The sequence below is a fragment of the Pseudonocardia sp. genome (assembly GCF_050250275.1).
Taxonomy (GTDB): Bacteria; Actinomycetota; Actinomycetes; order Mycobacteriales; family Pseudonocardiaceae; genus Pseudonocardia.
In genome coordinates, this window is the sequence record NZ_JBFWOY010000039.1 from 24,796 (window position 1) to 50,291 (window position 25,496).

A 25,496-nucleotide genomic window follows, 5' to 3' on the forward strand; every position below is an offset into this window, starting at 1 on the left:
CAGCCGGCGGTGCCGGACAAGACGTTGCGCATCCACCGGGCCGCGGGCCGGTCGTCGGTCAACCGGCGACCGGTCATGCTGGCCATCGCGGGTGACTCGGCGTCGGGGAAGACGACACTGGCGGCCGGGCTGGTCGAGGCGCTCGGCCCGGAGCGGTGCGTGTCGCTGTGCACCGACGACTACCACCGCTACGACCGTGTGGAGCGGCAGTCGCTGCCCTTCACGGCGTTGCACCCCGACTGCAACCACCTCGGGATCATGGAGCAGCACCTGCAGCTCCTGGCGAGCGGCCAACCGATCCTCAAGCCGGTGTACGACCACTCGGCGGGGCGGCTGACGCACACGGAGCTGTTGGAGCCTGGCGACTTCATCATCGTCGAGGGGCTCTTCCCGCTGTACAGCAAGCTGGCCCGGGCCTGCTTCGACGTGACGGTGTTCCTCGACCCGCACGAGCGGACGCGGCGGGCGTGGAAGGTCGAGCGTGACGCGCGCGACCGCGGCTACACCGCCGAGCAGGTGCTGAGCGAGCTCGACCTGCGGGAGCCGGAGTCGGGGGCCTACATCCGGCCGCAGCGCCAGCACGCCGACATCGTGGTGCGGTTCGCGCCGGTGGAGGGGCGCGACGACCCGTCGGTACCGCTGTCGGCGGAGCTGCTGCTGCGCCCGACGATCCACCATCCCGACCTGAGCGAGGTCATGCAGCCCGGTGTGCACCGGGCGATGCACCTGAAGCTGGAGCGGGACACCGACGGTCGCCCGGTCGACTCGCTCCATGTCCACGGCTACGTGGACCCCGAGGAGAGCATCGCGGTGGAGAAGGCGATCTGGGCGTCGATCGGGGAGCCGGAGCGCTGTGCCCCGGAGTCACTGGGTGGCATCGGGGGCGGGGAGCGCAGCGAGCCGCTCGCCATCACCCAGTTGTTGCTCCTGCACCACCTGATCGAGGCCGGTCGCTGACCGGTTCGACGTGAACGCCCCGGACGGTTCGCCGTCCGGGGCGTTCGTCGTCGTGGCGGTGGTCAGCCGGTCGCGCGGCGGGTGGCCTCGCCGGCGCCGGCCCGGACGACGGCACCCACGGAGGTGAACCGGGTGATGAGCTCGGTGTGGGCGTGGAGAACCCGTTCGGGTTTCCCGCCCCAGGCCCGGGCCACGGTGCCGAGGGTGCTGCGCCCGAGGCAGTAGCCGACGGGCATGCGCGGACCGAGCCACTGGACAGCGGCGAGGTGGGCGGTGAGCCGGTCGGGGCGGCCACCCGGGGTGAAGACGACGCCGGCGAGCTCCTCGGCTCCGGCGGAGTGCAGGCCGCGCAGTGTCGCCCGGGCGACGTCCTCGGCGGTCGCGACGTCGGAGGCGCGCCTGCCGGGGGTGACGATGCTGGACCCGAGGACCACGTCGTCGAGGTGGACACGCTCGACCCGCAGTGCGTCGAGGACGGTCCGGACCGCTGCGCCGTGAGCGATGGCGGCCTCGTGCAGACCGTCGCGGGGATCGGGTATCGCGACGACGTCGACGAACGGTGTGAGCCCGCCGGTGACGCAGGCGGCCGCCCACCCGGCGACGAGCCGCGCGCGGGCGCGGACCTCGGTGGTCGCGGTGTCGGCCGTCGCGACGATGCGCCACCGCGCGAAGCTCGCGCCGGCGCGACGGTGGCGGTCGATCTCGTCGGCGATCCCGTCGACGGAACCGGCGACGTCGAAGCTGCGGAGGTTCTCGTCGCCCATCCGCACCCCGAGGGGAACCCACACGCGGTGCAATGCCGGGGTGGGTCCGGAATCGGTGACTCTGTGCAATGTCGCGGGGTCGAGCAGGATGCCGTTCACCGCGCGATCCAGGCCGGGGGTGGCGAGCACGAGGTCGCGGAATGCGTGGACGGTGCCGGGGGCGAGCGGCACAGCGGCGTCGCGGAGCATCCCGACCGTGTTGGTGTGGGGCTGATCGAGGGCCAGGAGCCCACGTGCCGCAGCGAACAGGCGAGCAGATGGAGCAGTGATGTCACCCATATGGGCCTCCTGAAGGGTTTTGGGCACCGACTGTGAGTGCGTAATCCGGATCACCACACTGACGAGGAATTGCGATCAATGGGATGCGACAGGGCGTTCTGTCGCTCGATCTCGCTGGTCGGACCAGGCCGTCACAGTTCAGTAACGCAGTGTTGCATTTGTGGACTATAGTAGGGCCGCCGTTTACGATCCGACACGTTCAGCGAACTCTCAGGACACCCTCGTCTCGAAGGGGAGGCCATGCCGCCCGTCATTCTCGTATTCACAGTCACCGGCGCCGCACTGTTCGTCATTTCCTGCTTCTTCCTCGGTTGGGGAGCGAAGGCGGACGACTCGGGTTCCAACCCGCTGAAGACCGTCGGTTGGATCGCGATGGTCGCCGGCATCGTCGACCTGCTCTCCGCGCTCTACATCGTGTCCCGCAGCGGCCTCCCCGCCGCTGCCGGCACCAGTGCTGCTGACGCTGCGACCGCCTCCAACGGCGCGCTCCTCCTCGGTGGTCTGGTCGGCTTCTACGGCCTGTTCTTCACCTCGGTCGGTGCCGCCGCGTACTTCGGTCTCGACCTGCGCCCCGTCGCGAACCTGGCCATCCCCGTCGGCCTCGTTCCGATCGCGTTCTGGCAGTTCTTCGACGGCAGCGTCCTGCTGCACTCGATCCTGATCGTCTGGCTGATCGCCTTCTGGTCGGTGACCGCCACCGTCTACGGCAAGCTCCCCGCCAAGGTTCTCGGCGGGATCCTGATGATCACCGCGATCTGGACGTTCTTCCTCCCGGTCGTCCTGCTCGTCACGCGCGGCGAGCTGTTCTGATCTCCTGAAACGAAGAAGGGGCTCGCACCGGAATGGTGCGAGCCCCTTCTTCATTCGCCGCTTTTCGACGTCGTGAAGGGGATCACGCCTCGACGGTGGCGTCCGCGGCGACGATGCGGGTGCCCACGCGGGCAGCCTCGTCGTCGGCCAGGGCGTCGGCGGCGAACTCCGGGGTGGTCACGACGACGGTCCGGCCACCGTTGCGCAGGAACGCGATCCCGGCACGGACCTTCGGTCCCATCGAACCCTCGGGGAACTGGCCGTCGGACAGGTGGACCTCGACCTCGTCGACGCCGACCTCCTCGATGGCGCGCTGGGTGGGCTTGCCGAAGTCGACCATCACGTTCTTGACACCGGTGACGAGGACCAGAGCGTCGGCGCCGAGCTGGTTGGCCAGCTGCTGCGCGGCGTAGTCCTTGTCGATGACGGCGTCGACGCCCACGAGGCCGTTGCCCTCGTCGACGACCGGGACGCCGCCGCCACCCGCGGCGACCACGACGACACCCGCGTCGGCCAGCACCCGGATCGAGGCGGCCTCGAGGATCGCCTGCGGCTTCGGTGAGGGCACGACGCGGCGGTGGCCACGGCCCGAGTCCTCGATCATCGTCCAGCCGCGGGTCTCGACCATCTCGTTGACGGCGTCACCGTGGAAGAACGGGCCGATCGGCTTGCGGGGGTCGTCGAACGCCGGGTCGTCGGAGGCGACGGCGACGTGGGTGACGATGGTGGCGATGTCGATGTCGTCGCCGGCCCGCGCGGTCTGGCGCAGCGCGATCGAGATGAGGCTGCCCAGCTGGCCCTGGGTCATCGCACCGAGCGCGGAGAGCGGGAGCGCCGGTACGACGGAGGACCCCTCCTCCTGCTGGATCGCCAGGTTGCCGACCTGCGGGCCGTTCCCGTGCACGATCACGACGTTCCACCCGCTGCGGCGCAGCGCATGCACCGTGTTCGCCATGGTGCGGGCGTTCGCCGCCAGCTCCTCGAAGGTGCCCTTCTGGTCCTCGCGGGTGAAGGCGTTCCCCCCGAGTGCGACGACAGCGGTCCTCGACATGCGTTTCCTTCTTCCTTCGTGACCGGCGTGTGGGCAGGGGCCCGAGGCCGGTCCGACTTTCCGCGGCTCGTGAGAACCGGCCCTGGAACGGGTTGTTGATATGCAGAGTGACCTGCGTCGTTGCAGGGGTGTTGCGTGGGACACAGCGACGGGCCGGTCAGGAACCGGGGGCCGCCGCGAGGGCCTGCCCGCCCAGTGCCGCGCAGGCCGTGGTGAGTCCGTCGCGGAGGGCCTGGTGCCCGGCGCGCACGGAGCCGGTCCGTCCCCGCCAGGCCAGCAGCGCCGGTCGGGTCACCTCCCGGCCGAGGTAGAACGTGACCGGCCACGGCGGGTCGGCCTCGCAGACGGCGGTGACGGCCGCGACGGCCGTGGAGAGGGCGTTGTCGCCCGCGGTCAGGGCGACGCCGCCGAGCCGGTCGGGCAGTGCGACGAGCGGCCCACCGGTGACGGGGTCGGCGTCGTGCACGCACTCGGCCTCCGTGCTCAGCACGACCGACGGCAGGTCGACCTCGATGTCCTCGAGGTGGCCGCACACGCTGAGCAGCGCGGCCGCGCGGGCGGCGCTGCGCTGGGCGGGTGTGCCGTCGCGCATCCGGGTCCCGACGCGGATCACCGGCACGACCCCCAGGGTCTGGCACGTGTAGGCGAACCGGGCGGCAGCCTGGCAGTTGACCGTCAGCGTGCGGAGCGCGCCGTAGTCGATCGCCGAGCCCGACGACATGGCCCACACCGCGAAGCTCGCGCCGAGTGCCTGGAAGCGGCGCAGCCGGTCGGACAGGCCGTCGAGCCCGGTGGTGACGAGCTCGTCGCGGCCCCCGGACAGCGACTCGGCGCCGCTGTCGGCCCGCACCCCCAGCAGCACACCGGCCGCGGCGACCCGGTCGAGCAGGCCGCGGCCGCGGGGGCCGGCGGCGGAACCGACGGCGCGCAGCCGGGGCGACCCGCTCGCGGCGGGGCCGAACGCCTCCGGCGGCAGGACGACCGCGCTCGTGGTGGACGCGAGGTTCGGGGTACCGAGCACCATGTCCCGGTAGGCGGCCGCGTCGGGCGCCGGACCGGTGGAGCCCGCCGAGCTGAACCGCAGGCTCAACTGGTCGGGCGCGGTATCGAGCGCCAGGATCCCCTTGCGGAACGCGAACATCCGCCGGGTCCGCCGCTGTAACGCCTCCATGGACTGCACCTCCGGATCACCGCTGGTCCCGCCTCTTGCCGTGGCCTCGGAACGGCGGGCCGAACGTGGCCGGATGGTCGCGCCGGCCGGACCGGCCCGACGGCGCGCCGACCACGGTGCTCGCACACATCCGGAACGAGCAGGGTCTCGACCCGCAGGGCAGGTCACCTCCCCTGCGCGGGGGATGCCCCGGGGCATCCCGTGGCAGGCCCCGGCCGGACACCCCGGGTGGCCCCCCGCCCGGGGGATGGGCCGTTTCGGGACGGCACGAACACTCCTCGCAGGTGGCGGGGCCCTCGACACGCCCCGCCCGACAGGGCGCGCGGTCCGGCGACGTGCGCAGGAAGCGGGTTTCGGTGCAGGGAACGGGCGACGCGACAGCGACGACCACCGTCGGGGCCGGGCGCCTGGAGGCGGTGATCTTCGACGTCGACGGCACGCTGGCCGACACCGAGCGCGACGGCCACCGCCCGGCGTTCAACGAGGCCTTCGGACGTCACGGCGTCGACCTGGACTGGGACGTCGAGCACTACGGGACGCTGCTGCGCATCACCGGCGGCCACCGCCGGGTCGCGGCCGACCTGAAGGACCGCGGCTGGGACCCCGACGACGCCGACCGCGTCGCGCTCGACATCCACAGGACGAAGACGGCGCTGTTCGTCGAGCGGGTCACCGCGGGGGCGTTCGACCCGCGGCCCGGCCTCACCGAGTTCGTCGGCGGCCTCGTCGACGCCGGCATCCGCATCGCCGTGGCCACCACGGGCCGCCGCGACTGGGCGGTGCCGCTGGTGCGCCACCTGATCGGCGACGTCGTCGAGGTCATGGTCACCGGCGACGAGGTCGAACGGCTCAAGCCCGACCCCGAGGCCTATCTCCTCGCGCTGCAGGGTCTGGGCCTCGACGCCTCGGCCGCGCTGGCGCTGGAGGACTCCGGCGTGGGCACGGCGGCCGCGACGGGTGCAGGGCTCGCGACGATCGTCGTCACCAACGGCTACACCGCAACGCAGGACTTCTCGGCCGCGGCCCTGGTACTGCCGGGCTACGACGAGGGCGCAGCGCAGGGCGACGCGGGGCCGCTGACCGCGCAGCGCGCGATCGACGTGCACGCGGCCTGGTGGCGCGACCGCTGAGCGCGCCGGCCGGCGCCGCCGCGCCCCGGCCGAACTGGACCTATCCCGGCCGCAGGGTGCGGCCGGCAGTCAGGGATGGAGTGAGCGTGACGCTTCGGGTTGGCGTGAACGGCTTCGGTCGGATCGGCCGCAATTTCTGGCGGGCTGTCGACGCCCAGCGCACCGCCGGGACCAGTGACATCGAGATCGTCGCGGTGAACGACCTCACCGACACCGCGACGCTGGCGCACCTGCTGAAGTACGACTCGATCCTGGGCCGGCTGCCCTACGAGGTCAGCACGTCGGGCGAGGACATCATCGTCGACGGTGCGCCGCTGAAGGTGCTCTCGGAGCGCGACCCGGCGAACCTGCCGTGGAAGGACCTGGGCGTCGACGTGGTCGTCGAGTCCACCGGCATCTTCACCAAGCGCGACGGCGCGGACAAACACCTCGACGCCGGGGCGAAGAAGGTCGTCATCTCCGCGCCGGCCACCGGTGAGGACATCACGATCGTCAAGGGCGTCAACGACGGCGACTACGACGGCTCGCAGGTCGTCGTCTCCAACGCCTCCTGTACCACGAACTGCCTGGCCCCGATGGCGAAGGTCCTCGACGACCTCGTCGGCATCGAGCGTGGCCTGATGACCACGATCCACGCCTACACCCAGGACCAGAACCTGCAGGACGGCCCGCACGGCGACCTGCGCCGGGCCCGTGCCGCCGCGTTGAACATCGTGCCGACCTCGACCGGTGCGGCCAAGGCCATCTCGCTGGTGCTGCCGCACCTCAAGGGCAAGCTCGACGGCTACGCGCTGCGGGTACCGATCCCCACGGGCTCGGCCACCGACCTCACCGCGAACGTCGGCCGCGACACCACGGCCGAGGAGGTCAACGCCGCGATGAAGGCCGCCGCCGAGGGCCCGCTCAAGGGCGTCCTCAAGTACACCGAGGACCCGATCGTGTCCTCGGACATCGTGACCGACCCGCACTCGTGCATCTTCGACGCCGGGCTCACCAAGGTGTCGGGCAACCTGGTGAAGATCGTCGGCTGGTACGACAACGAGTGGGGCTACTCCAACCGGCTCGCCGACATCACCGCGCTCGTCGGCTCGAAGCTGTGAGGTCGCTCGACGACCTGCTCACCGAGGGGGTCGCCGGCCGGACGGTGCTGGTGCGTTCGGACCTCAACGTCCCCCTCGACGGTGACCGGATCACCGACGACGGCCGCATCCGGGCGTCCGTCCCGACGATCTCGGCGCTCACCGGGGCGGGTGCGCGGGTGATCGTGACCGCGCACCTGGGGCGCCCGGAGGGCGACGCCGACCTGCGGTTCTCCCTCGGCCCGGTCGCGGCCAGGCTCGCCGAGCTCCTCGGGAGGTCGGTCACCCTGGCGACGATCGACACCGTGCCGGCGACGGCCGACGGCAGCGTCGTGCTGCTGGAGAACATCCGGTTCGACCCGCGCGAGACCAGCAAGGACGACGCCGAGCGCGGTGCGTTCGCCGACGAGCTCGTCGCCCTCACCGGTGGGAACGGGGCGTTCGTGTCCGACGGGTTCGGCGTCGTGCACCGCAAGCAGGCCTCGGTCTACGACGTCGCGAACCGGTTGCCCGCCTACACGGGCACGCTTGTGGCGGCCGAGGCCGACGTGCTGGCCCGGCTGACCGAGCAGTCGGCCCGGCCGTACGCGGTCGTGCTCGGCGGCTCGAAGGTCTCCGACAAGCTGGCCGTCATCGAGGCGCTGCTGCCGCGTGTCGACACCCTGGTCGTCGGCGGTGGCATGTGCTTCACGTTCCTCGCCGCGCAGGGGCACTCGGTGGGCGCGTCGCTGCTGCAGGCCGAGCAGATCGAGAACGCGAAGGCGCTGCTGGAGTCGGGCAGGATCGTGCTGCCCGTCGACGTCGTCGTCGCCGACTCGTTCTCCGCCGACGCGACGACCCGCGTCGTCCCGGTCGACGCGATCCCCGACGGCTGGATGGGCCTCGATGTCGGGCCCGACTCCGTCGGCGTGTTCACCACGGCGCTCGACGGCGCGAAGACGATCTTCTGGAACGGCCCGATGGGTGTGTTCGAGATGGCGCCCTTCGCCGAGGGCACCCGCGGTGTCGCGCAGGCGATCGTCGACGCCACCTCCGCGGGCGCGTTCAGCGTCGTCGGCGGTGGCGACTCGGCGGCCGCGGTGCGGGCACTGGGGCTGCCCGAGGCCGGCTTCTCCCACATCTCCACCGGCGGCGGCGCGTCGCTGGAGTACCTCGAGGGCAAGTCGCTGCCGGGCCTCTCGGTCCTGGCGGGCTGACCGCGGGGACACGCGACGGGTTCGCGTGGACGGGGCCGGGCGCCGACGTCCGGCCCCGTTCACCGCTGCGGCCCGGGAGCCGGAGCCGGTCCACCGGATTCCGTGAACGGCCTGGTCGACGGCCCCCCCGACGGATACCGTCGACAGTCGTGGAATGGACCGGGGCCAGGTACGCCGACGCGCCGACCGTCGAGCTGGCGATCTGGATCGACTCCCCGCCCGAGCGGGTCTGGGCCGTCGTCACGGCCCTCGAGGAGCTACCGGCCCTCAGCGACGAGCTGCAGGCGATCGAGTGGTGCGACGGCGCCACCGCCCCCGCCCTGGGCGCCCGCTTCGTCGGCCACAGCGAGCACCGCGCGATCGGCACCTGGTCCACGACGTCGACGATCGTCGAGTGCGACCCGCCGACGGCGCTGGCGTGGGCCGTGGGCGACCCCCGACGAACCCGCCGCCGTCTGGCGGTTCTCGTCGGAACCACAGGACGACGGCGGCACCTGGCTGACCTACCGGGCCCAGCTCGGGCCCGGCTGTTCCGGGCTCACCTCCGCGATCGAACGGATGCCCGACAAGGAGCAGCAGATCGTCCACGGCCGGCTGCGCGAGTTCGAGGCCGGCATCTCGCGGACCCTGTCGGGGATCAAGGAGAGCGCCGAGGCGATCGGCCGGTGAGCATGCGCGAGCTGGTCCGCGAGGTGTAGGCGCTCAGCTCTCGCGCGCCCGCCGCGCCTCGTAGGCCTTCGCGGCGACGTAGACGGTGCGCAGCGCCTCGACCGGGCGGTCCCCGGCGCGGGCGAGCAGGTCGCCGAAGACGTGGTCGGCCTCGATCCGCGCGCCGGACTCCATGTCGCGCAGCATCGACGCCGTCATCGTCGAACCGGCCTGGGTGAGCGTCCCGCGAATCTGCTCGCGCGCGGCCGGGCGCGGCGCCCGGCCCTGCGCGTCGGCGACCCCGGCGACGTCGTCGAGCAGCTGCTCGATGAACGGCGTCCCGCCGGCGGCGACGACGTCGCCGATCGCGGCCCGCATCAGCGCCGTGGTCCCCGCGGCCGTCGCGAGGAAGACCCACTTCTCCCACATGTCCTGCAGGACGTCGTCGGACTCGCGGGCGTCGAACCCGGCGCCGGACAGCGCCTCCTGGACGGCGGCCGTCCGTGCCGTCCGGCCGCCCGCGCGTTCGCCCTGCACCAGCGAGTGCGTGTCACTGAGGTGGTCGATCGAGCCGTCGGGACGCAGCACCGTCGAGATCAGGCACATCCCGCCGAGGACCGAACCGGCCCCGAACCGCGCGTCCAGCGCGTCGAGGTGGCGGATGCCGTTGAGCAGCGGGAGCACGGCGGTGTCGGGGCCGACGGCGGGAGCGACGGAGTCGATCGCGGAGTCGAGGTCGTAGCTCTTGGCGCTCAGCACCACCAGGTCGTACGGACCGGGGATCGCGTCGGCGGTGACGGTCGCCGGGGCCGGGACGTCGACGTCGCCGTAGGGGCTGCGGACGTGCAGGCCGTGCTCGGCGAGCAGGGCCGCCCGCGCGGGCCGGACCAGGAAGGTGACATCGCGTCCCGCGGCGACCAACCGGCCGCCGAAGTAGCCGCCGACGGCGCCGGCGCCGAGCACGAGGATCTTCACGCGCCGAATCTAGCCCCCCGGCGTGCCCTGCCGGGGAAGCCCGGTGACGAGGAACTCGTCGAGCCGCAGCACGAGTTTCCGCTCGGCACCGCGACGCAGGGCCAGTTCGCCCGAATCGTCCAGGGTGCCGACGACGGCGGCCGCCAGGTCGCGCTCGGCGAACGCGGCGAGGCACGCGTCCTCACGGCCCGCGGGCACGCACAGCAGGAACCCGAAACTGGGGAAGCAGTTGAACCAGCGGGTCAGCGGGACACCGTCGGGGGCGGGGACGGCGTCGACGTCGACGGTCACGCCCAGCCCGCGCGCCTCCAGCAGCATCGCGAGGGAGCCGACCAGCCCGGCCATCGAGATGTCCTTGGCCGCGACGACGACACCCTCGCGCGCCAGCCGCGGCATCAGCCGGACATCGCCCGCGCAGCGCGCGCCGCGGTCCTCGAAGGCCCGGAAGAACGGGAAGTTCGGGTTGAGCGTGCCCGTCGTGGCCGCCGCGACGACCAGCGACTGGCCCGCCTCCGCCCGCGTCACCGACAGCGCCAGCGCCGGATCGGTCACGGACCCGACGGCGAACGCGGAGATCGACGGCTCGCCGTCGTGCGCGGTGAGGTGGCCGCCGACGATCGGCACGTCGAGCAGCCCGGCCGCGGTGCGCATCCCGGCGAGGGCGAGCTGGGCGGCCTCCGCGGACGTCGCGATGGTGTCGACGATGCCCATCGGCTCGGCGCCCATCGCGGCGATGTCGTTGACGTTGGCGAGCACCGCGGCGAACCCGGCGCCGCGCGGGTCGGCCCTCACGAACGCCGGCAGGATCGCCTCGCCGCACACCACCACGCCTGCGTCCGAGCCCACCGTCGGCGCCAACGGCAGCACGGCGCCGTCGTCGCCGGGGCCGCCGACCCAGTCGGTGTCGCCGAGGACCTCGCCGACGACGGCGATGTCGGCCTTCGCGCTCAGGCCGGGGTTGGCGAGCACCGACCCGACGAGCTCGTCGAGGGTTTCGCTGTTCGTCACGGACGCATCGTGCCTTCTGCTCGGGACCTTCCGGCCGCGCGGGTCAGCCGCGCAGCAGCCACCAGACCGCTGTGACGGGGTCGGGGCCGGGGTTGTGCCAGGAGTGCGGCCGATCGGCCGGGAAGTGCAGCGAGTCGCCCGCCTCGAGGCGGTACCGCTCGCCCGCGACGTCGACGGCCAGGACTCCCTTGGTGACCAGCACGAGCTCCTCGCCGGACCGGACCGACCGGCCTTCGCCGCTGGTGCCGCCCGGCTCGATCTCGGCCCACACACCGCCGCAGCGCAACCGCTCGTTGGGGACCGCGATGGCGGTGGCCCCGACCCCGGTGGCCTCGGGGGCCCAGTCGCTCGGGGCGGGCGGACGCTCGTCCGCGCGGACGTGGACGCCCGCCGGGCCGGCCCAGTCGGCGTCGTCGACGAAGAAGCCGATCGGCCGGCCGAGGGCGGCGGACAGCTTGAGCAGCGTGGTGATCGTCGGCACCATGTCGCCGCGCTCGACCTTGTGGATGGCGGCGGCGGAGACCTCGGAACGGCCGGCGAGCTGCTGCAAGGACAGGCCCAGCAGCTGGCGGACCTCACGGACCTTGGGTCCGATGGCGACGACGATCGGTTCCCAGCTCGCGACGACGGCGGACTTGTCGCCGCTGATGTCCGGGGTGGCCATCATGTGTCCTCCTCGCTCGTCGCCGTACAGCATCATAAACGGCTTTCACCTATCGTGGACGACTTCGACGCGAAGACGAGACGTCCGAAGGGTTGACGGCGTGGCGTCGTCACCTCATGCGGGGAACCCGGGTGTGGGATGTGGCGCCGTGGGTACGGCCGGCCCCCGACGCGGATCGGCACCGCCCGGTCCGGTGTCGGCGACCCGTGCCCACTCCTGCCGCGACCCCGCCGACGTCTCGTAGGATGCCGCGGCACCCGCCGCATCGAGAGGAACCGCCGTGTCCGAGATCGCGCTCCCCGACGCGCTGGGCTACACCGCCGAACACGAATGGATCGCCGTCGCCCCCGGCTCCGACATCCCGTCCGGCCCCGTCCGCGTCGGCATCTCCGCGGTCGCCGTCGAGGCCCTCGGGGAGATCGTCTACGTCGAGCTGCCCGAGGTCGGCACAGCCGTCACCGCGGGCGAGCCCTGCGGCGAGATCGAGTCGACCAAGTCGGTGTCGGAGCTGTTCAGCCCGGCCACCGGCACCATCGCCGAGGTCAACACCGCGCTCGCCGACGACCCCGCGGTCGTCGGCACCGACCCCTACGGCGCGGGCTGGCTCTTCGCCGTCGAGATCACCGCCCTCGGCGACCTCCTCACGGCCGACGCCTACCGCGCCGCCAACACCGACTGACCCGGCCGGGCCGACCGCTCAGTCGTTCGCCCCGCACAGCACCAGACACGGCCGCTCACCGGGCACCCGCCCGGCCAACCACGCCGCGAACGGCGCCGCCGCGGCCGGTTCGACGCGCAGCCGGAACTCCTCCCACAGCAGGTCGCGGGCCGCGACGATCTCGGCGTCCGACACCAGCAGCGCAACCGCGGCGGCAGCCGTCAGCAGCTCGAAGGCGAGATCGCCGATCCGTGTCGCGCCCAGCGCCGACGCCGCGACCGAGTCGATCCCGACGTCCACCGGCGCCCCCGCCGCGAGCGCGGCGTGGACCGCCCGGCAGTGCTCCGGCTCGACCGTGACCGTGCGCCGGCCGGCGGCGGCCAGCGTCGTCCCCGCCGCCAGCCCACCACCCCCGGCCGCGACGACGATCGCGTCGACCTCCGGCGCCGCCGCCACGATCTCCGCCGCCACCGTCCCCTGGCCGGCGACGACCTCCGGCTGGTCGTAGGCGTGCAGGTAGCGGCCCGGCTCCGCATGCGCCGCCGCGGCCGCGTCGGCGTAGGTCGCACCGTGGCGGACCAGCTTCGCCCCGGCCGCCTCGATCCGCCGGGCCTTCGCCTCCGGCACGGACCCCGGCACGAACACCGTCGCCGGAATCCCCAGCCGGGCCGCCGCCGTCGCCACCCCGAGCCCGTGGTTGCCACCCGACGCCGTCACCACACGGTCGGGCCGCTCGCCCGCCAGGAGCGCGTTCGTCGCACCCCGCATCTTGAACGACCCGCTGCGCTGCAGATGCTCCAGCTTGAGCAGCAACGGCCGGCCGTCGAGCTCGGTGACGAACAGCGGCGTGCGACGGACGTGCGGTGCGATGCGGGTGGCCGCGGCGGTGACGTCGGCGGACGAGAGGCTCACAACGCCTAGTCTCGGCGACGATGACCGCCGACGCCGCACCGCAGCCCGGTTCGCCGGGCGGCAGGCTGCTGCGTGTCGCCGGCCGGGTCGTCGCCGCGGTGATCTGGCAGGCGCCGCGGCCCGACGCCCGCTGGCCCTTCCCGCGCGGGCGCCGGCTGACCCGCTGGCTGACGGTCGCGTTCGTCGTCCACGGCCTGATCGTCGCGATCGCCGCCGCCGGCGCGGTCTTCAACGAGGACAGGCGCATGGTCGGGGGTCTCGCGTTCCTGATGCTGCTGCCGTTCGTGCTGGCGCTGTGGCTGGCCAACCGCCGCCCGATGGACGCGTGGCGGCTCATGGCCGTCTGGGTGATCGTCCTACCGTTCCTCGTCGGGCCACCGGTGCCGACGGTCCCGGTGCTCGAGGTGTGGGAGTGGCTGCTCGTCCTGCCCGTCGTCCTGATGGCCGCATGGGCGGGCCCGGCCGCGGTGTCGCTCGGTGTCGGGGTGCTGACGTGCGTGCTGATCGTCGTCGTCACCGTCGTCGGACCGTGGCCGCGCGACGCCTCGTACCTGCTGGTGTCGGTCGTCGTCGTCGCGGCCACCGTCGCGGTCGGGATGGCGTTCGGGGCGCGTTGGGACGCCCGCCGTGCCCTCGAGGCCGAGCGGATCCGGGTCGCGCAGGCGCAGGCCGAACGGGGCGCGCTGGCCGAACGGGCGCGCATCGCGCGGGAGATGCACGACGTCGTCGCCCATCACATGTCGATGATCGCGGTGCGCTGCGAGACGGCGCCCTACCGGCTCGCCGACCTGCCCGAGAACGCCCGCGCGGAGCTGGCCGAGGTCGCGGCCGCCGCCCGGGAGGCGCTCGGGGACCTGCAGAACCTGTTGGGGGTCCTGCGCCCGACGTCCGCGGAGGGTGGCGAGCGGGCGCCGCAGCCGGGCGTCGACCAGCTGGAGGCGTTGCTGTCCGACGCCCGCGACGCCGGCGCCGACGTCACCTGGCGGCTCGATCCGGGCGGCCCGGTCGCGGCGCCGCTCGGGCTCACCGTCTACCGGGTCGTGCAGCAGGGGCTGGCCAACGCCGCGCAGCACGCGGGGGGTGCGCCCGTGCGGGTCGGGGTGTCACGGACCGGCGACGTGCTGGTGGTCGCGGTCCACAACGGACCGGGGACCACGCCCGACGTCCCCGGCAGCGGGCACGGCCTGCGCGGCATGCGCGAACGCGTCGAGGTGCACGGCGGCACGTTGCACGCCGCGCCCGCCGCCGACGGCGGCTTCGAGCTGCGTGCCGAACTGCCGATCGGGGGACGTCCGTGATCCGGGTGCTCGTCGTCGACGACCAGGCGATGGTCCGGGAGGGGTTCGCCGCGCTGCTCGACGCGCAACCCGACATGGAGGTCGTCGGTACCGCCGGTGACGGTCGCGCGGCGCTGTCGGTCGCGTCCGCGCAGACGCCCGACGTCGTCCTCATGGACATCCGGATGCCCGGGATGGACGGCCTGACGGCGACCCGCGCGCTCCTGTCCGGGGACACCACCGCGAAGGTCCTCGTGCTCACCACGTTCGACCTCGACGACTACATCTTCGACGCCCTCGCCGCCGGCGCCAGCGGGTTCCTGCTCAAGCACGCCCCCGCGACCGACCTGCTGCACGCCGTCCGGGTCGTCGCCGCGGGCGAGGCACTGCTCGCGCCCGAGGTGACGCGCCGGCTCATCGGGCACTTCGTCGCCGCGCGGCCCGACCCGGCCACCGCCGCGCCCCGGCCCGACCGGCTCGCGTCCCTGACCGACCGTGAGACCGAGGTACTGGGGCTCGTCGCCCGCGGGCGCTCCAACAGCGAGATCGCCGGCGACCTCGTCCTCGCCGAACAGACCGTGAAGACGCACGTCAGCCGCATCTTCGCGAAGCTCGGGCTGCGCGACCGGGCCCAGGCCGTCGTCGTCGCCTACGAGTGCGGGCTGGTGCGACCACAGGGGTAGTACCCCGCCGGTACGGGACCCCGGTAGGGGTCGAAGACGGCTCCGCAGCGTGACGATTCGGCACCGTTTCGTTTTTAACGTCGACCAGCGTGACCTTCCGCCGGTTGTACCCCTTCGCCGCCCTCGCGATGCTGTTCAGCCTGCTCGTGGCGCTCGCGCAGTCGGCGCCGGCCGCGCCGGCCGGACCCGTCGCCCGGGACGCCGCGTGTGCGGCCTCGCTCACCGCCTCGTACGCGCAGGGTGACGACCTGCGGGTGCTCGGCTGCGACCCCGCCGGGCGCGGGCTCGCCGTCGTCGCGGTCGGGGACCCCGCCACCGCGCGGTCGGTCGCGGTGATCGTCCCCGGCTCCGACACCGACCTCCACACGATCGCCAAGCCCCTCTCGTGGGCCCGCGCGCTGCGGGCCGCGTCCGGGCCGGACACCGCCGTCGTCGTCTGGGTCGGGTACACCACACCGCAGGGACTCGGGATCGACGCCGCCTCCGGCGCGCTCGCCCGGGCCGGGGCCCCCGCGCTCGCCGAATTCGTCGACGGGCTGCGCGCCCCGCACCTCACCGTTGTCGCCCACAGCTACGGCACCGTCGTCGCCGCACTGGCCGCCCCCGGCCTCGACGCCGACGACCTCGTCCTGCTCGGCAGCCCCGGCGTCCGCACCGACGACGTCGCCGACCTCCACACCCGCGCCCACGTCTTCGCCGCCCGCGCCGCCGCCGACTGGACGAGATGGGTGCCCCCGGTCGGGATCGGCGACCTCGGGCACGGCACCGACCCCACCTCCCCGGCGTTCGGGGCGACCCTGCTGCCGACCGCCGGTGTCACCGCCCACGACGGCTACCTGACACCCGGGACGGCGTCGCTCGCCGCGGTCGCCGCGGTCGTCGGCGCACCCGCGACCGACGCCGGGACCGCGGCATGACCACGCTGACCCTGGTCCGGCCGCTACCGCGGCCCGCGGCCGGCCCGACCGGCTGGGCCGTCGGCGCCACCGCGGGTGTCGCGTCGCTGACGATGCCGTACGTGCTCGAACCGGGACCGGTGCTGCGACTCGCCGTCGCGGTGCTGGTCGTGCTGCAGGTACGGCTCGCGTTCGCGATCCCCGCCGTGGTCGCGCGCGTCGTCGCGTGGACACGGTCGAGGCGGCTGCACGCGGCCGTGTGCGTCGCGGTGCTGGCCGCGTCACCGCTCGTCGCGGCCGGGGCCCGGCCGCCGGCCGCGGGCGGGTCGCCCCCGCCGGCCGCGTCGGCCGCGGGCGCCGAGTTCCTCGCCGGGACCACCGGCGCCGACCGGATCGCGCACGTCACCGGCGCCCCCGCCACGACCCCGGTCCGCGCCTACGCCGCACTCACCGACGGCACCACCGACGCCGCCCGCGCCGCCGTCGCGATCGACCGGCTGCGCCGCGCCGGCGGGTTCACCCGCGCGACGATCCTCGTCGCCGCCCCGACGGGCTCCGGCTGGGTCGATCCCGCCGCCGTCGCGACGATGGAGTACCTGGCCGGTGGGAACGTCGCGACGGTCGCCGCGCAGTACGCCGACCGCCCCAGCTGGATCGAGTACCTCCTCGGGACCGGACCGGCGCAACGGTCCGCGGCCGCGCTGGTCACGGCACTGCGCACCACGATCGACGCCCTGCCCGCCGGGCCCCGGCCGAGGCTCGTGCTCTACGGGGAGAGCCTCGGGGCGATCGCGGCGTCCGGCGTCGCTGGCGCGGCCGACGCGACCCTGCTCGCGGGGCTGCCCGGCGGTGCGGGCCGGCCGGCGCCACCGCACACCACGTCGATCGTCAACGCCGACGACCCCGTCGGACGCTGGTCGCCGCGCCTGCTCCTCGCTCCCGACGGCTCCGGGGCCTGGCTGCCGATCGTGACGTTCTGGCAGGTCACCGGAAGCCTCCCGGGCGCCCTCGACGTCCCCGCGGGCCATGGCCACCGCTACGGCGGTGCGCTGGCCCAGGGCTTCGTCGACGCCGGCGCCGTCGCGTCCCCCGGCGCCGCGCGGGTGGCGGCGATCGCCCGCGCCGTCGACCGGTGAGCGATCACGCGGTGCCGCGCCCAGCTTCGCGACGTTCGACCGCAGGTGGTCCTGCACCGTCCCCGTGGCGTCCACGCCAGCCGCCTCCACGGCGCGGCGATCCCGTGACCGTTCGACCGGTCGGACGTCACGAAACCTGCGCGCAGGCTGTGATCCGGGCTACGTTGGACAGATCAGGTTGGGCGGGCAACGTCCCACGGCATCGGTTCCGGCCGCTGCGGGTTGCCGTCTGGCAACACCGGCCGCGTCAGCGGCCCCGCCCCTCGGAGGATCAGCCGATGTCAGCACTGCGTAGCCGCCAGGACAACACCGTCGGAGCCTGGGCCCGCGCCCAGGAGACGGCGCGCGAGAACTGCGAGGTGCAGGACCAGCAGGCGGCGCGTGTCGTCGCAGGCCAGGCCGTCGACGCCGACGACTGCCGCGAACTGCTGGCGATGCTCGGTCTGTCCGCCCGGGCCGCCGGCTGACCTACCCGGCCGGGATCACAGCGACGCGCCGCCGTCGACGGACAGTTCCTGCAGCGTGACGTGGCGGGCCGCGTCGGAGGCCAGGTAGGCGACGGCCTCGGCGATGTCGACGGGATCGGCGACGCGGCGCAGCGGGATGCCGATGCGGTGGTGCGGCAGGAAACCGGTGATCGCCCGGTCCACGGCCTCGTCCACGACCCCCGGCACGGGCAGGGCCCGCAGCATTGTCGTGTCCGTCGACCCGGGGGACACCACGTTGGCGCGAACGCCGAACTCGGCCAGCTCCAGGCCGGCGCAGCGGGTGAGGTGGGTCGTCGCGGCCTTGGACGTCGCGTAGCCGACGATCCCGGTGCGCGGGACGCTTCCCGCGTTGGAGGCGACGACCACGATCGATCCCCGCCGCCGCTCGGCCATCCGCCGACCCACGGCCCGCAGCATCCGCAGCACCCCGGTGGTGTTGACGTCGAGCATGGTGGCCCAGTCGTCGTCGCGGGTGTCGAGGATGCCGCCGGGGCGGATGACGCCCGCGGTGCAGACGAGCACGTCGACGGGTCCGTGCGTCGCCTCGACGTCCCCGACGACCCGCTCCACGCCCGCGGTGTCGGTGACGTCGAGCGCGACACCGGTGGCGTCGGGGAGGTCGGGGGCGGTGACGTCGGTGGCGACGACGAGGTGGCCGCGGGCGGCGAGCGTCGCGACGACGGCGCGGCCGATGCCGCCGCCCGCGCCGGTGACGAGCGCGACGTGGGGGGCGTGGTCCGGGTCGGTCATGCGATCAACGTAGGTCCTCGGTGCCGACTCCAGCCGTGGAGGCGGTCGAACTCCGTCGCGAGCCGGTGGCCCTGGCGGCCGAGTAGCCGGGCAGGCTGCAGGCGAGCAGGAACGTCCGGAAGCCGGGGACGAGCGCGGCGGCTCGTTCGGCCACGACCTGCAGCGTGACCGTCCCGAAGGTGTCGGGAACCATGCGGACATCCTGGCGTGGGGGCCGGGCGGATGGAAAGCACGGGCCGCCACGCGCAGGCTCTACGGTGTCGGCGTGACGGCGGCACGGGCGACGGTGACGAGTGAGGCCGTCGTCGACGCTGCGTTGACGCTGTTCGCGGAGCGCGGCTATCACGGGACGGCGCTGAGCCAGATCGCCGGGGCGTTGGGTATTCGCACGCCGAGTCTGTACAACCACATGCGTTCCAAGCACGACCTGTTGCGGGTGATCGTCGACCGGACGACGGCGGCGGTGCTGGCCGACTTCCACGGGGCCGTCGAGGGGGTCGGGGATCCGGCCGAGAAGCTGCGCCGGGCCACGCGGGTGTACGCGTACCGGCACGCGACGCATCGGCGGGAGGCGCTCGTGGTCAACCGGGACACGGGCAGCCTCGAGGAGCCGCACCGCACGCAGCTGCAGGAGCGGCGTCGTGAGCACGAGCACGCGATCCGCGCGCTCATCGCCGACGGGAAGCGTGCGGGGGTGTTCGGGGTCGAGTCGCCGCGGCTGGCGTCGTTCGCGATCCGGGAGATGTGTGTGTCGGTGGCGCGCTGGTTCTCCGACGACGGCCCGCTGGACGCGGCGGAGGTGGCGGACCAGTACGCGGGGTTCGCGGTCACGATCGCCCGTGGCGGGCGACCCTTGCAGAGCTAACGAGCGTTAGCTAGCCTCGGGGTGTCGCGGGGGAGGGAAGCTGTCGCGGGCCACGGTGCACGCGGATCAGCACACACCGGATCGGGGACGATCCTGAGGTTCCGCCGGCAACAGCGACTCACAGGGGAGTCCTCGTGAAGATCGGATCGCTCGACGTGGCACCCGTCCTCGACGGTGTGGGCCACGAGACGAAGGACGCGCTCACCCGGCCGGGGGTCGACGATCCCTGGGCCTGCCATCCAGGACAGGTCGAGGCCGACGGCCGCCTGCACTTCGACCTCGGCGGCTTCCTGGTCCGGACCGGAGACCGCGTGATCCTCGTGGACGTGGGCGTCGGCGGGGTCAGCAACGACAGCTACACCGGCGGGGACTTCCTGGACTCGTTGCGCGCGTACGGCGTCGCTCCCGAGGACGTCACCGACGTGCTGTTCACCCATCTGCACTTCGACCACGTCGGCTGGGCCACGCGCAAGGGCGAGATCGTCTTCCCCAACGCGACTTACCGCGTCCACGCCGCCGACTGGGCCCATTTCGTGGACGCCGCCGACGCCGCCCCGGGCGCGGTCCGCAAGCTCGGGCCGCTGCGGGACCGGTTGGCACCCTTCGACTCCGACGTGACGATCGCCCCCGGGCTCGACGCCCGGCACACCCCCGGCCACACCCCGGGATCGACCGTCTACGTGCTCTCCGGCGACGACGGCCGGCGCGCGCTGCTGCTGGGCGACGTCGTGCACTCCGTCGTCGAGCTCGCCGAGCCCGACTGGCAGGCCGTGTTCGACGTCGATCCCGTCGCCGCGAGCGCCGCCCGCAACGCCCTCGCCGACGAGGTCCGCGACGGGCCGGACCTCGTGGTCGGCGCCCACTTCCCGGGACTGCGGTTCGGCCGCGTCGTGACGGTCGACGGGGCCCGCCGGTTCCGGGCACTCTGACAGGAGGGAACGGCATGGATCTCGGACTCGCCGGCACGACGGTACTGGTCACCGGCGCGGGCCAGGGCCTGGGTCGCGCGATCGGGCTGGCCTTCGCCGCGGAGGGCGCCCACGTCGCGTTCCATTTCCACTCCTCGGGCGCGGGCGCGGAGAAGGCCGCCGCCGAGGCCGCGGAGCTGGGGGTGCGGGCGCTGGCGGTCGGCGCGGACCTGCGCGACGAGGCCGAGGTCGCGGCAATGGTCGAGCGGGTCGAGGCCGAGGTCGGGCCGATCGGGGTGCTGGTCAACAACTCCGCCGCCACCCGCAAGCAACGCTTCCTGGAGTCGACGCCCGCCGACTGGGCCCCGCAGATCGATGTCACCGTCACCGGGACGTTGCAGGTCACGCACGCCGTCGCGACGTGCATGGCGTCCCGCAAGGCGGGGGCGATCGTCAACCTGATGGGCGACTCGGGGCGCGTCGGCGAGTCGGGCCTGCTGGTCACCGCCACGGCCCGGTCGACGACGGTCGGGCTCACCAGGTCCCTCGCGAAAGAGCTGGCGCGCAACGGGATCCGGGCCAACGCGGTGTCGCTGGCACTGGTGCGCACCGACAACATCGACGCCCACTCCGGCAATGCCGACGACGAGCAGATGCGCAGGATCCTCGCGATGTACCCGCTCCGCCGCCTCGGCCGCCCCGACGACGTGACGCCGATGGTGCTGCTGCTCGCCTCCCCGCTCTCGTCGTGGACGACGGGCCAGGTCGTGTCGGTCAACGGCGGGTACGCGATGCCGTGAGCTCCCTCGGAACCTCGCCGCCGCGCAAGGAGGACCGTCGTCTCGTCACCGGGCGCGGCCGGTTCGTCGGCGACCTCCAGCTGCCGCGGATGCGTCACGTCGCGTTCGTGCGCAGCCCGATCGCGCACGCGCGGATCGAGTCACTGGCCGCCGGACCGGCCCGCGACGCCGGGTACCGCGTCTTCACCCAGGCCGACCTGGGCGGGATCGTGCTGCGGGCCAAGAGCGCGCTGCCGTCCTATGTGGAGACGGGTCAGCCCGTGCTCGCCGACGGCAAGGTGCGGTTCGCGGGGGAGCCGGTCGCGGCCGTCGTCGCCGCGGACCGGTACCGCGCCGAGGACGGCGCGGAGCTGGTGGAGGTGGACTACGCACCCCTACCCCTCCTGGTGAAGGCATGGGACCCGCCCGGACCCGTGCCGGTCCACGACGAGGCTCCCGACAATGTCCTGCTGGAGCGGACGTTCGACGCGGGCGACACCGACGCCGTCCTCGCCGATGCCCACCTCGTCGTCAGCCGGGAGCTCACCACCAACCGCCATGCGGGCAACCCCATGGAGTGCCGCGCGGGCGTCGCGCTGTTCGACCCCGCCGACCGCCGGCTGACGTTCTGGTCCGGCACCCAGGTCCCGCACCTGGTGCGCAACATGATCGCCGAGCTGCTCGGGCTCTCGGAGGGCAACGTGCGGGTCGTCGCGCCCGACGTCGGCGGCGGGTTCGGGGTGAAGTCGGTGCTCAACCCCGAGGACGTCGCCCTCTGCGCGATCGCCCTGGCGCTGCCCGGCACGCCGGTGAAGTGGGTCGAGGACCGCGTCGAACACCTCGCCGCCGCCACCCACGCCCGCGACCACCGCTACCTGCTCACCGCGGGCTTCGCCGCCGACGGCACCCTGCTCGCGCTGCAGGCCGACATCACCTGCAACGTCGGCGCCTACTCCGTCTACCCCTGGACCGCGGGCATCGAGCCGCTCATGGCCGGCGGCCTGCTCACCGGCCCGTACAAGCTGGAGCACTACCGCGCGACGGTGCGAGGCGTCGCCACCAACACCGCCCCGTCGGGCCCGTACCGCGGGGTCGCCCGGCCCGCGAGCGTGTTCGCGATGGAGACCCTCCTCGACGACGCCGCCGCGCGGCTCGGCATGACGGGCGTCGACATCCGGCGGCGCAACGTGATCCGCCCCGAGGACATCCCGTACAGGATGCCGTCACGGCTCGTCGACGACTCCGGGCACTACGACGAGTGCCTCACCAAGGCCCTCGACGCCGCCGGCTACGACGACCTCGTCGAGGAGCAGCGGCGCCGCCGCGGCACCGGTGAGCCGCAGATCGGCATCGGCTTCGCCTGCTACAACGAGCTCACCGGGCTCGGCCGGGCCGCGTCGGCGGGTCCGCGGATGCCGTTCCGCACCGGGCACGACGCCTGCACCGTGCGGGTCAACCCCGACGGGCGGGTCACCGTGTTCTCCGGGGTCACGTCGCAGGGCCAGGGTCTGGAGACGACGGTCGCGCAGATCGTCGCCGACGCGCTCGGCGTGGGCTACGACGACGTCGACGTCCGGATCGGCGACACCGACGCGTCGCTCTGGGGGTTCGGCGCGTTCTCGTCGCGGCAGGCCGTCATCGGGGGCGGGGCGGCGCACCGGTCGGCCCTCGCCGCGCGGACGAAGGTGCTGCGGCTGGCGGCCGGTCTGCTGGAGACCGACCCGTCCGACCTGACGATCCAGGACGGCCTCATCTCGGTCGTCGGCTCCCCCGACACCACGATCGGGCTCCCGGAGGTCGCCCGCGTCGCCTACCTGGAGTCCAACCGGCTCCCCGACGGCATCGAGCCCGGCCTGGAGGCCACCGAGTTCTACGACCCCGTCCGCGGTGCCTTCGCCGCGGGCGCGCAGGTCGCCGCCGTCGAGGTCGACCGGACGACGGGCGCGGTGCGCATCCTGCGCTATGCCTGCGTCGAGGACGCCGGTCGCGCGCTGAACCCGCAGATCGTCGACGGCCAGATCGCCGGCTCCATCGCGCAGGGCATCGGCGGCGCGCTGTACGAGCACCTCGTCTACGACACCGACGGGAACCTGTCGACCGGCACCGTGCTCGACTACCTGATGCCGACCAGCGCGGAGATCCCCGAGCTGGTCATCGGCCACGTGCAGCGGCCCGCGGCCAACCCGCTGGGCGTCCGCGGCGTCGGGGAGGGCGGCACGCTGGGCCCGAACGCCGTCCTCGCCGGGGCGGTGTCCGACGCGCTGGGCGTGCGCATCGACGAGTTGCCGTTGTCACCCTCGGTGGTGTGGACGGCGGCGCAGCGCGCCGCAGAGGATCGCGGGAACCGACCCGGAGGCCTTCGTGACTGAACTGCTGGACCTGTCGACCCGCGGCCGCACCGCCGTGATCACCCTGCAGCGGCAGGCCAAACGCAACGCGTTGACCATCGAGCTGTGCGACCTGGTCCGCGACGCCGCGACGACCGCGGTGGCCGACGGGGCGCGCTCGCTCGTCGTGACCGGGGAGGGCACGTCGTTCTGCTCCGGCGCCGACCTCGATGCCGTCTACGGCGACACGTTCCGCGACGCCCTCTACGGGATGCTGCACACCCTCACGGCGCTGCCGGTCCCGGTCGTCGCCGCGGTCAACGGCCCGGCCATCGGCGCGGGCACCCAGATCGCGATCGCCTGCGACGTCCGCGTCGCCGCTCCCACCGCGGCGTTCGCGATCCCGACCGCGGGCAACGCGCTCGCCGTCGACCCGTGGACGATCCGCCGGTTCTCGCTGCTGGCGGGCAACGGCGCCGCCCGCGCGGCGCTGCTCGGCCTGGAGAAGATCGACGCCTCGCGCGCCCACGCGCTGGGCCTGGCCGACCGCCTCGGCGACGTCGACGACGCGATCGCGTGGGCCGAGCAGATGGCCGAGCTCGCCCCGCTGACACTCGCGTACTCGAAGCAGGTGCTGAACACGGTCTTCGAGCCCTCGCTCGACCCGGCGGTGGAGAAGACGCTCGGCGAGGCGTTCGACGCCTGCTGGACCAGCGAGGACTTCGCCGAGGGCCGCGCCGCGCGGCAGGAGAAGCGGAAGCCGGTGTTCAAGGGCTTGTGAGCCGACCGCAGGGAGGCAACGCGTGAAGTGCGCGCCGTTCGAGTACGTGCGACCGTCGTCGGTCGACGACGTGCTCACCGCGCTCGCCGAGGCCGGCGGGGAGGGCAGGATCCTCGCGGGCGGCCAGAGCCTCGTGCCCGTGATGGCCCTGCGGCTGGCGCGCCCGGCGGTGCTGGTCGACGTCAACCGTGTCGACGGGCTGGCCACCCTCGAGCGGGGTGGGCGGGACGTGCACGTCGGCGCCCTGGTCCGGCACGCGGCGCTGGCCGAGCAGACCGCGCACCCGCTGCTCGCCGAGGCCGCCGCGCACATCGGCCACGCCGCGATCCGCTCCCGGGGCACGGCCGGTGGCAGCATCGCCCACGCCGACCCGGCCGCCGAGCTGCCGGTCGTCGCCGTCGCGACCGGGGCCACGGTGACGGTCGCGGGCCCGCGCGGTGATCGCCGGATCGCCGCCGAGGACCTGTTCACCGGCCCCCTGACGACGACGCTCGACCCCGGCGAGATGGTCACCGGCATCGACTTCCCGGTCCCGGCACGCTGGGGGTTCGCCGAGTTCACCCGCCGCCACGGCGACTTCGCGCTGGTCACCGTGGTCGTGGCGGAGGTGGACGCGCAGGTGCGGATCGCCGTCGGCGGGGTGGGGCCGGTGCCGGTGCGGGCGCACGCAGCCGAGGACACCCTGCACGCCGAGGCGGTCGGGGACGCGGTCGGCCCCAGCGGCGACCTGCACGGCACGGCGGACTTCCGGCGCGGCGTCGCCGTCGAGATGGCACGCCGGGCGCTCGCGTCGGCAGGGATGTAGGGGAGGCCCGGTGGAGCTCGGACTCACGGTGGACGGCGAGCGGTTCGAGATCGACGTCGAACCCCGCCACACCCTTGCCGACGTGCTGCGCGAGCGGTGCGGCCGCACCGGCACCCACGTCGGCTGCGAGCACGGCGTCTGCGGGGCGTGCACCGTCCTGGTCGACGACGAACCCGTCCGCTCCTGCCTGATGTTCGCGGTGCAGGCCGAGGGATCGGCGATCCGCACGGTCGAGGGCCTCGCCGGCGAGGACGGGACCCTGCACCCGTTGCAGCAGGCGTTCCTCGACCGTCACGGGCTGCAGTGCGGCTTCTGCACGCCCGGCATGCTGATGACGGCCGTGCACCTGCTCGACAGGTGCCCCGGCGCCGACCGCGACACGATCCGGGAGGAGATGTCGGGCAACATCTGCCGCTGCACCGGCTACGCCGGCATCGTCGACGCGATCGAGGCGGCCGCCCGGTCCCGGTAGCCCGACCGACCACGGGCGGGCGCGGCC

The 25,496-nt window shown here is 73.7% G+C and carries 27 protein-coding genes and 1 pseudogene; 19 read left to right on the forward strand and 9 right to left on the reverse strand.

The genetic code is table 11. The annotated features are described in order from the left end of the window. Positions 1-9 precede the first annotated feature (9 nt). Positions 10-957 carry a phosphoribulokinase gene (locus AB7F12_RS27445; protein ID WP_428500411.1) on the forward strand — a complete coding sequence of 316 codons (948 nt, stop codon included), beginning with the start codon at positions 10-12 and terminating at the stop codon, positions 955-957. A gap of 62 nt (positions 958-1,019) precedes the next feature. Here the strand turns inward: AB7F12_RS27445 and AB7F12_RS27450 are convergent, their stop codons facing one another. Beyond that, positions 1,020-2,000, reverse strand: a complete 981-nt coding sequence (locus tag AB7F12_RS27450; protein ID WP_428500412.1) for a class I fructose-bisphosphate aldolase — start codon at positions 1,998-2,000, stop codon at positions 1,020-1,022. A 240-nt stretch (positions 2,001-2,240) separates the two neighbouring features. Here AB7F12_RS27450 and AB7F12_RS27455 point away from each other — a divergent pair, with 240 nt between their 5' ends. Further along, the gene (locus tag AB7F12_RS27455) at positions 2,241-2,810 is read left to right on the forward strand and encodes a hypothetical protein (RefSeq protein WP_428500413.1); all 570 of its coding nucleotides are present in this window, start codon (positions 2,241-2,243) and stop codon (positions 2,808-2,810) included. An 82-nt stretch (positions 2,811-2,892) separates the two neighbouring features. On the opposite strand, the gene AB7F12_RS27460 is transcribed toward AB7F12_RS27455, so the two are convergent. Then, complete coding sequence (locus AB7F12_RS27460) at positions 2,893-3,861, reverse strand: carbamate kinase (RefSeq protein WP_428500414.1); 969 nt, start codon at positions 3,859-3,861, stop codon at positions 2,893-2,895. A 157-nt stretch (positions 3,862-4,018) separates the two neighbouring features. Then, positions 4,019-5,032 carry a class I fructose-bisphosphate aldolase gene (locus AB7F12_RS27465; protein WP_428517010.1) on the reverse strand — a complete coding sequence of 338 codons (1,014 nt, stop codon included), beginning with the start codon at positions 5,030-5,032 and terminating at the stop codon, positions 4,019-4,021. Positions 5,033-5,388: 356 nt separating this feature from the next. On the opposite strand from AB7F12_RS27465, the gene AB7F12_RS27470 reads away from it, so the two are divergent. The 4 genes and pseudogenes from AB7F12_RS27470 to AB7F12_RS27485 form a co-directional block, all read left to right on the forward strand. Beyond that, on the forward strand, positions 5,389-6,162 hold the full coding sequence (locus AB7F12_RS27470; protein WP_428500949.1) for an HAD-IA family hydrolase: 774 nt from the start codon (positions 5,389-5,391) through the stop codon (positions 6,160-6,162). A gap of 86 nt (positions 6,163-6,248) precedes the next feature. Beyond that, on the forward strand, positions 6,249-7,262 hold the full coding sequence (gap, locus tag AB7F12_RS27475; protein WP_428500948.1) for a type I glyceraldehyde-3-phosphate dehydrogenase: 1,014 nt from the start codon (positions 6,249-6,251) through the stop codon (positions 7,260-7,262). Beyond that, on the forward strand, positions 7,259-8,437 hold the full coding sequence (locus tag AB7F12_RS27480; RefSeq protein WP_428500947.1) for a phosphoglycerate kinase: 1,179 nt from the start codon (positions 7,259-7,261) through the stop codon (positions 8,435-8,437). The genes gap and AB7F12_RS27480 overlap by 4 nt, the downstream gene beginning before the upstream one ends. A 149-nt stretch (positions 8,438-8,586) precedes the next feature. Further along, positions 8,587-8,820: pseudogene (locus AB7F12_RS27485) on the forward strand (SRPBCC family protein); the annotation flags it as partial. A gap of 319 nt (positions 8,821-9,139) precedes the next feature. On the opposite strand, the gene panE reads toward AB7F12_RS27485, so the two are convergent. The 3 genes from panE to AB7F12_RS27500 are packed head-to-tail and all read right to left on the reverse strand — an operon-like array spanning position 9,140 to position 11,735. After that, positions 9,140-10,060, reverse strand: a complete 921-nt coding sequence (gene panE, locus AB7F12_RS27490) for a 2-dehydropantoate 2-reductase (RefSeq protein WP_428500946.1) — start codon at positions 10,058-10,060, stop codon at positions 9,140-9,142. Between the two features lie 9 nt (positions 10,061-10,069). Next, entirely contained in the window at positions 10,070-11,068 is a 999-nt protein-coding gene (locus tag AB7F12_RS27495) for an AIR synthase related protein (protein ID WP_428500945.1), read from the reverse strand. 43 nt (positions 11,069-11,111) lie between these two features. Next, complete coding sequence (locus AB7F12_RS27500; RefSeq protein ID WP_428500944.1) at positions 11,112-11,735, reverse strand: cupin domain-containing protein; 624 nt, start codon at positions 11,733-11,735, stop codon at positions 11,112-11,114. Between the two features lie 277 nt (positions 11,736-12,012). Here AB7F12_RS27500 and gcvH point away from each other — a divergent pair, with 277 nt between their 5' ends. Next, positions 12,013-12,411, forward strand: coding sequence for a glycine cleavage system protein GcvH (gcvH, locus tag AB7F12_RS27505; protein WP_428500943.1), 399 nt, complete (start codon positions 12,013-12,015; stop codon positions 12,409-12,411). 18 nt (positions 12,412-12,429) lie between these two features. On the opposite strand, the gene AB7F12_RS27510 is transcribed toward gcvH, so the two are convergent. Next, entirely contained in the window at positions 12,430-13,302 is an 873-nt protein-coding gene (locus AB7F12_RS27510) for a serine/threonine dehydratase (RefSeq protein WP_428500942.1), read from the reverse strand. A gap of 20 nt (positions 13,303-13,322) precedes the next feature. On the opposite strand from AB7F12_RS27510, the gene AB7F12_RS27515 reads away from it, so the two are divergent. The 5 genes from AB7F12_RS27515 to AB7F12_RS27535 all read left to right on the forward strand — a co-directional run bounded on the left by AB7F12_RS27515 (position 13,323) and on the right by AB7F12_RS27535 (position 17,761). Continuing rightward, a complete protein-coding gene (locus AB7F12_RS27515) occupies positions 13,323-14,600 on the forward strand; it encodes a sensor histidine kinase (RefSeq protein ID WP_428500941.1) in 1,278 nt (425 codons plus the stop codon). Further along, complete coding sequence (locus tag AB7F12_RS27520; protein ID WP_428500940.1) at positions 14,597-15,262, forward strand: response regulator; 666 nt, start codon at positions 14,597-14,599, stop codon at positions 15,260-15,262. Before AB7F12_RS27515 ends, AB7F12_RS27520 begins: the two co-directional genes overlap by 4 nt. A gap of 89 nt (positions 15,263-15,351) precedes the next feature. After that, complete coding sequence (locus AB7F12_RS27525) at positions 15,352-16,179, forward strand: alpha/beta hydrolase (protein WP_428500939.1); 828 nt, start codon at positions 15,352-15,354, stop codon at positions 16,177-16,179. Then, positions 16,176-17,294, forward strand: coding sequence for an alpha/beta-hydrolase family protein (locus tag AB7F12_RS27530; RefSeq protein ID WP_428500938.1), 1,119 nt, complete (start codon positions 16,176-16,178; stop codon positions 17,292-17,294). The genes AB7F12_RS27525 and AB7F12_RS27530 overlap by 4 nt, the downstream gene beginning before the upstream one ends. Positions 17,295-17,572: 278 nt before the next feature. Next, positions 17,573-17,761: a hypothetical protein gene (locus AB7F12_RS27535; RefSeq protein ID WP_428500937.1), complete on the forward strand. Its 189-nt coding sequence runs from the start codon at positions 17,573-17,575 to the stop codon at positions 17,759-17,761. Positions 17,762-17,776: 15 nt separating this feature from the next. On the opposite strand, the gene AB7F12_RS27540 is transcribed toward AB7F12_RS27535, so the two are convergent. Both AB7F12_RS27540 and AB7F12_RS27545 read right to left on the reverse strand, forming a co-directional pair. Next, positions 17,777-18,532 (reverse strand): SDR family oxidoreductase, encoded by a 756-nt coding sequence (locus AB7F12_RS27540; RefSeq protein ID WP_428500936.1) that lies wholly within the window; start codon positions 18,530-18,532, stop codon positions 17,777-17,779. A 4-nt stretch (positions 18,533-18,536) separates the two neighbouring features. Beyond that, positions 18,537-18,725 carry a hypothetical protein gene (locus AB7F12_RS27545; RefSeq protein WP_428500935.1) on the reverse strand — a complete coding sequence of 63 codons (189 nt, stop codon included), beginning with the start codon at positions 18,723-18,725 and terminating at the stop codon, positions 18,537-18,539. Between the two features lie 72 nt (positions 18,726-18,797). On the opposite strand from AB7F12_RS27545, the gene AB7F12_RS27550 reads away from it, so the two are divergent. The 7 genes from AB7F12_RS27550 (at position 18,798) to AB7F12_RS27580 (ending at position 25,469) form a co-directional block, all read left to right on the forward strand. Next, entirely contained in the window at positions 18,798-19,397 is a 600-nt protein-coding gene (locus tag AB7F12_RS27550) for a TetR/AcrR family transcriptional regulator (protein ID WP_428500934.1), read from the forward strand. Positions 19,398-19,531: 134 nt separating this feature from the next. Further along, complete coding sequence (locus AB7F12_RS27555) at positions 19,532-20,326, forward strand: MBL fold metallo-hydrolase (protein ID WP_428500933.1); 795 nt, start codon at positions 19,532-19,534, stop codon at positions 20,324-20,326. A gap of 14 nt (positions 20,327-20,340) precedes the next feature. Next, positions 20,341-21,105, forward strand: coding sequence for an SDR family NAD(P)-dependent oxidoreductase (locus tag AB7F12_RS27560; protein WP_428500932.1), 765 nt, complete (start codon positions 20,341-20,343; stop codon positions 21,103-21,105). Beyond that, a complete protein-coding gene (locus AB7F12_RS27565; protein ID WP_428500931.1) occupies positions 21,102-23,453 on the forward strand; it encodes a xanthine dehydrogenase family protein molybdopterin-binding subunit in 2,352 nt (783 codons plus the stop codon). Before AB7F12_RS27560 ends, AB7F12_RS27565 begins: the two co-directional genes overlap by 4 nt. Continuing rightward, positions 23,446-24,192: an enoyl-CoA hydratase gene (locus AB7F12_RS27570; RefSeq protein ID WP_428500930.1), complete on the forward strand. Its 747-nt coding sequence runs from the start codon at positions 23,446-23,448 to the stop codon at positions 24,190-24,192. Before AB7F12_RS27565 ends, AB7F12_RS27570 begins: the two co-directional genes overlap by 8 nt. A 22-nt stretch (positions 24,193-24,214) precedes the next feature. Beyond that, positions 24,215-24,997 carry an FAD binding domain-containing protein gene (locus tag AB7F12_RS27575; RefSeq protein ID WP_428500929.1) on the forward strand — a complete coding sequence of 261 codons (783 nt, stop codon included), beginning with the start codon at positions 24,215-24,217 and terminating at the stop codon, positions 24,995-24,997. A 10-nt stretch (positions 24,998-25,007) separates the two neighbouring features. Continuing rightward, complete coding sequence (locus AB7F12_RS27580) at positions 25,008-25,469, forward strand: (2Fe-2S)-binding protein (protein ID WP_428500928.1); 462 nt, start codon at positions 25,008-25,010, stop codon at positions 25,467-25,469. The last annotated feature ends 27 nt before the right edge of the window (positions 25,470-25,496 follow it).

What these genes read in the sequence shown, in the direction of transcription:
- AB7F12_RS27450 (WP_428500412.1), bottom strand. Translation starts at nt 2,000, where the DNA reads ATGGGTGACATCACTGCTCCATCTGCTCGCCTGTTCGCTGCGGCACGT.
- AB7F12_RS27455 (WP_428500413.1), top strand. Translation starts at nt 2,241, where the DNA reads ATGCCGCCCGTCATTCTCGTATTCACAGTCACCGGCGCCGCACTGTTC.
- AB7F12_RS27460 (WP_428500414.1), bottom strand. Translation starts at nt 3,861, where the DNA reads ATGTCGAGGACCGCTGTCGTCGCACTCGGGGGGAACGCCTTCACCCGC.
- AB7F12_RS27465 (WP_428517010.1), bottom strand. Translation starts at nt 5,032, where the DNA reads ATGGAGGCGTTACAGCGGCGGACCCGGCGGATGTTCGCGTTCCGCAAG.
- AB7F12_RS27500 (WP_428500944.1), bottom strand. Translation starts at nt 11,735, where the DNA reads ATGATGGCCACCCCGGACATCAGCGGCGACAAGTCCGCCGTCGTCGCG.
- AB7F12_RS27515 (WP_428500941.1), top strand. Translation starts at nt 13,323, where the DNA reads ATGACCGCCGACGCCGCACCGCAGCCCGGTTCGCCGGGCGGCAGGCTG.
- AB7F12_RS27530 (WP_428500938.1), top strand. Translation starts at nt 16,176, where the DNA reads ATGACCACGCTGACCCTGGTCCGGCCGCTACCGCGGCCCGCGGCCGGC.
- AB7F12_RS27535 (WP_428500937.1), top strand. Translation starts at nt 17,573, where the DNA reads ATGTCAGCACTGCGTAGCCGCCAGGACAACACCGTCGGAGCCTGGGCC.
- AB7F12_RS27540 (WP_428500936.1), bottom strand. Translation starts at nt 18,532, where the DNA reads ATGACCGACCCGGACCACGCCCCCCACGTCGCGCTCGTCACCGGCGCG.
- AB7F12_RS27545 (WP_428500935.1), bottom strand. Translation starts at nt 18,725, where the DNA reads ATGGTTCCCGACACCTTCGGGACGGTCACGCTGCAGGTCGTGGCCGAA.
- AB7F12_RS27560 (WP_428500932.1), top strand. Translation starts at nt 20,341, where the DNA reads ATGGATCTCGGACTCGCCGGCACGACGGTACTGGTCACCGGCGCGGGC.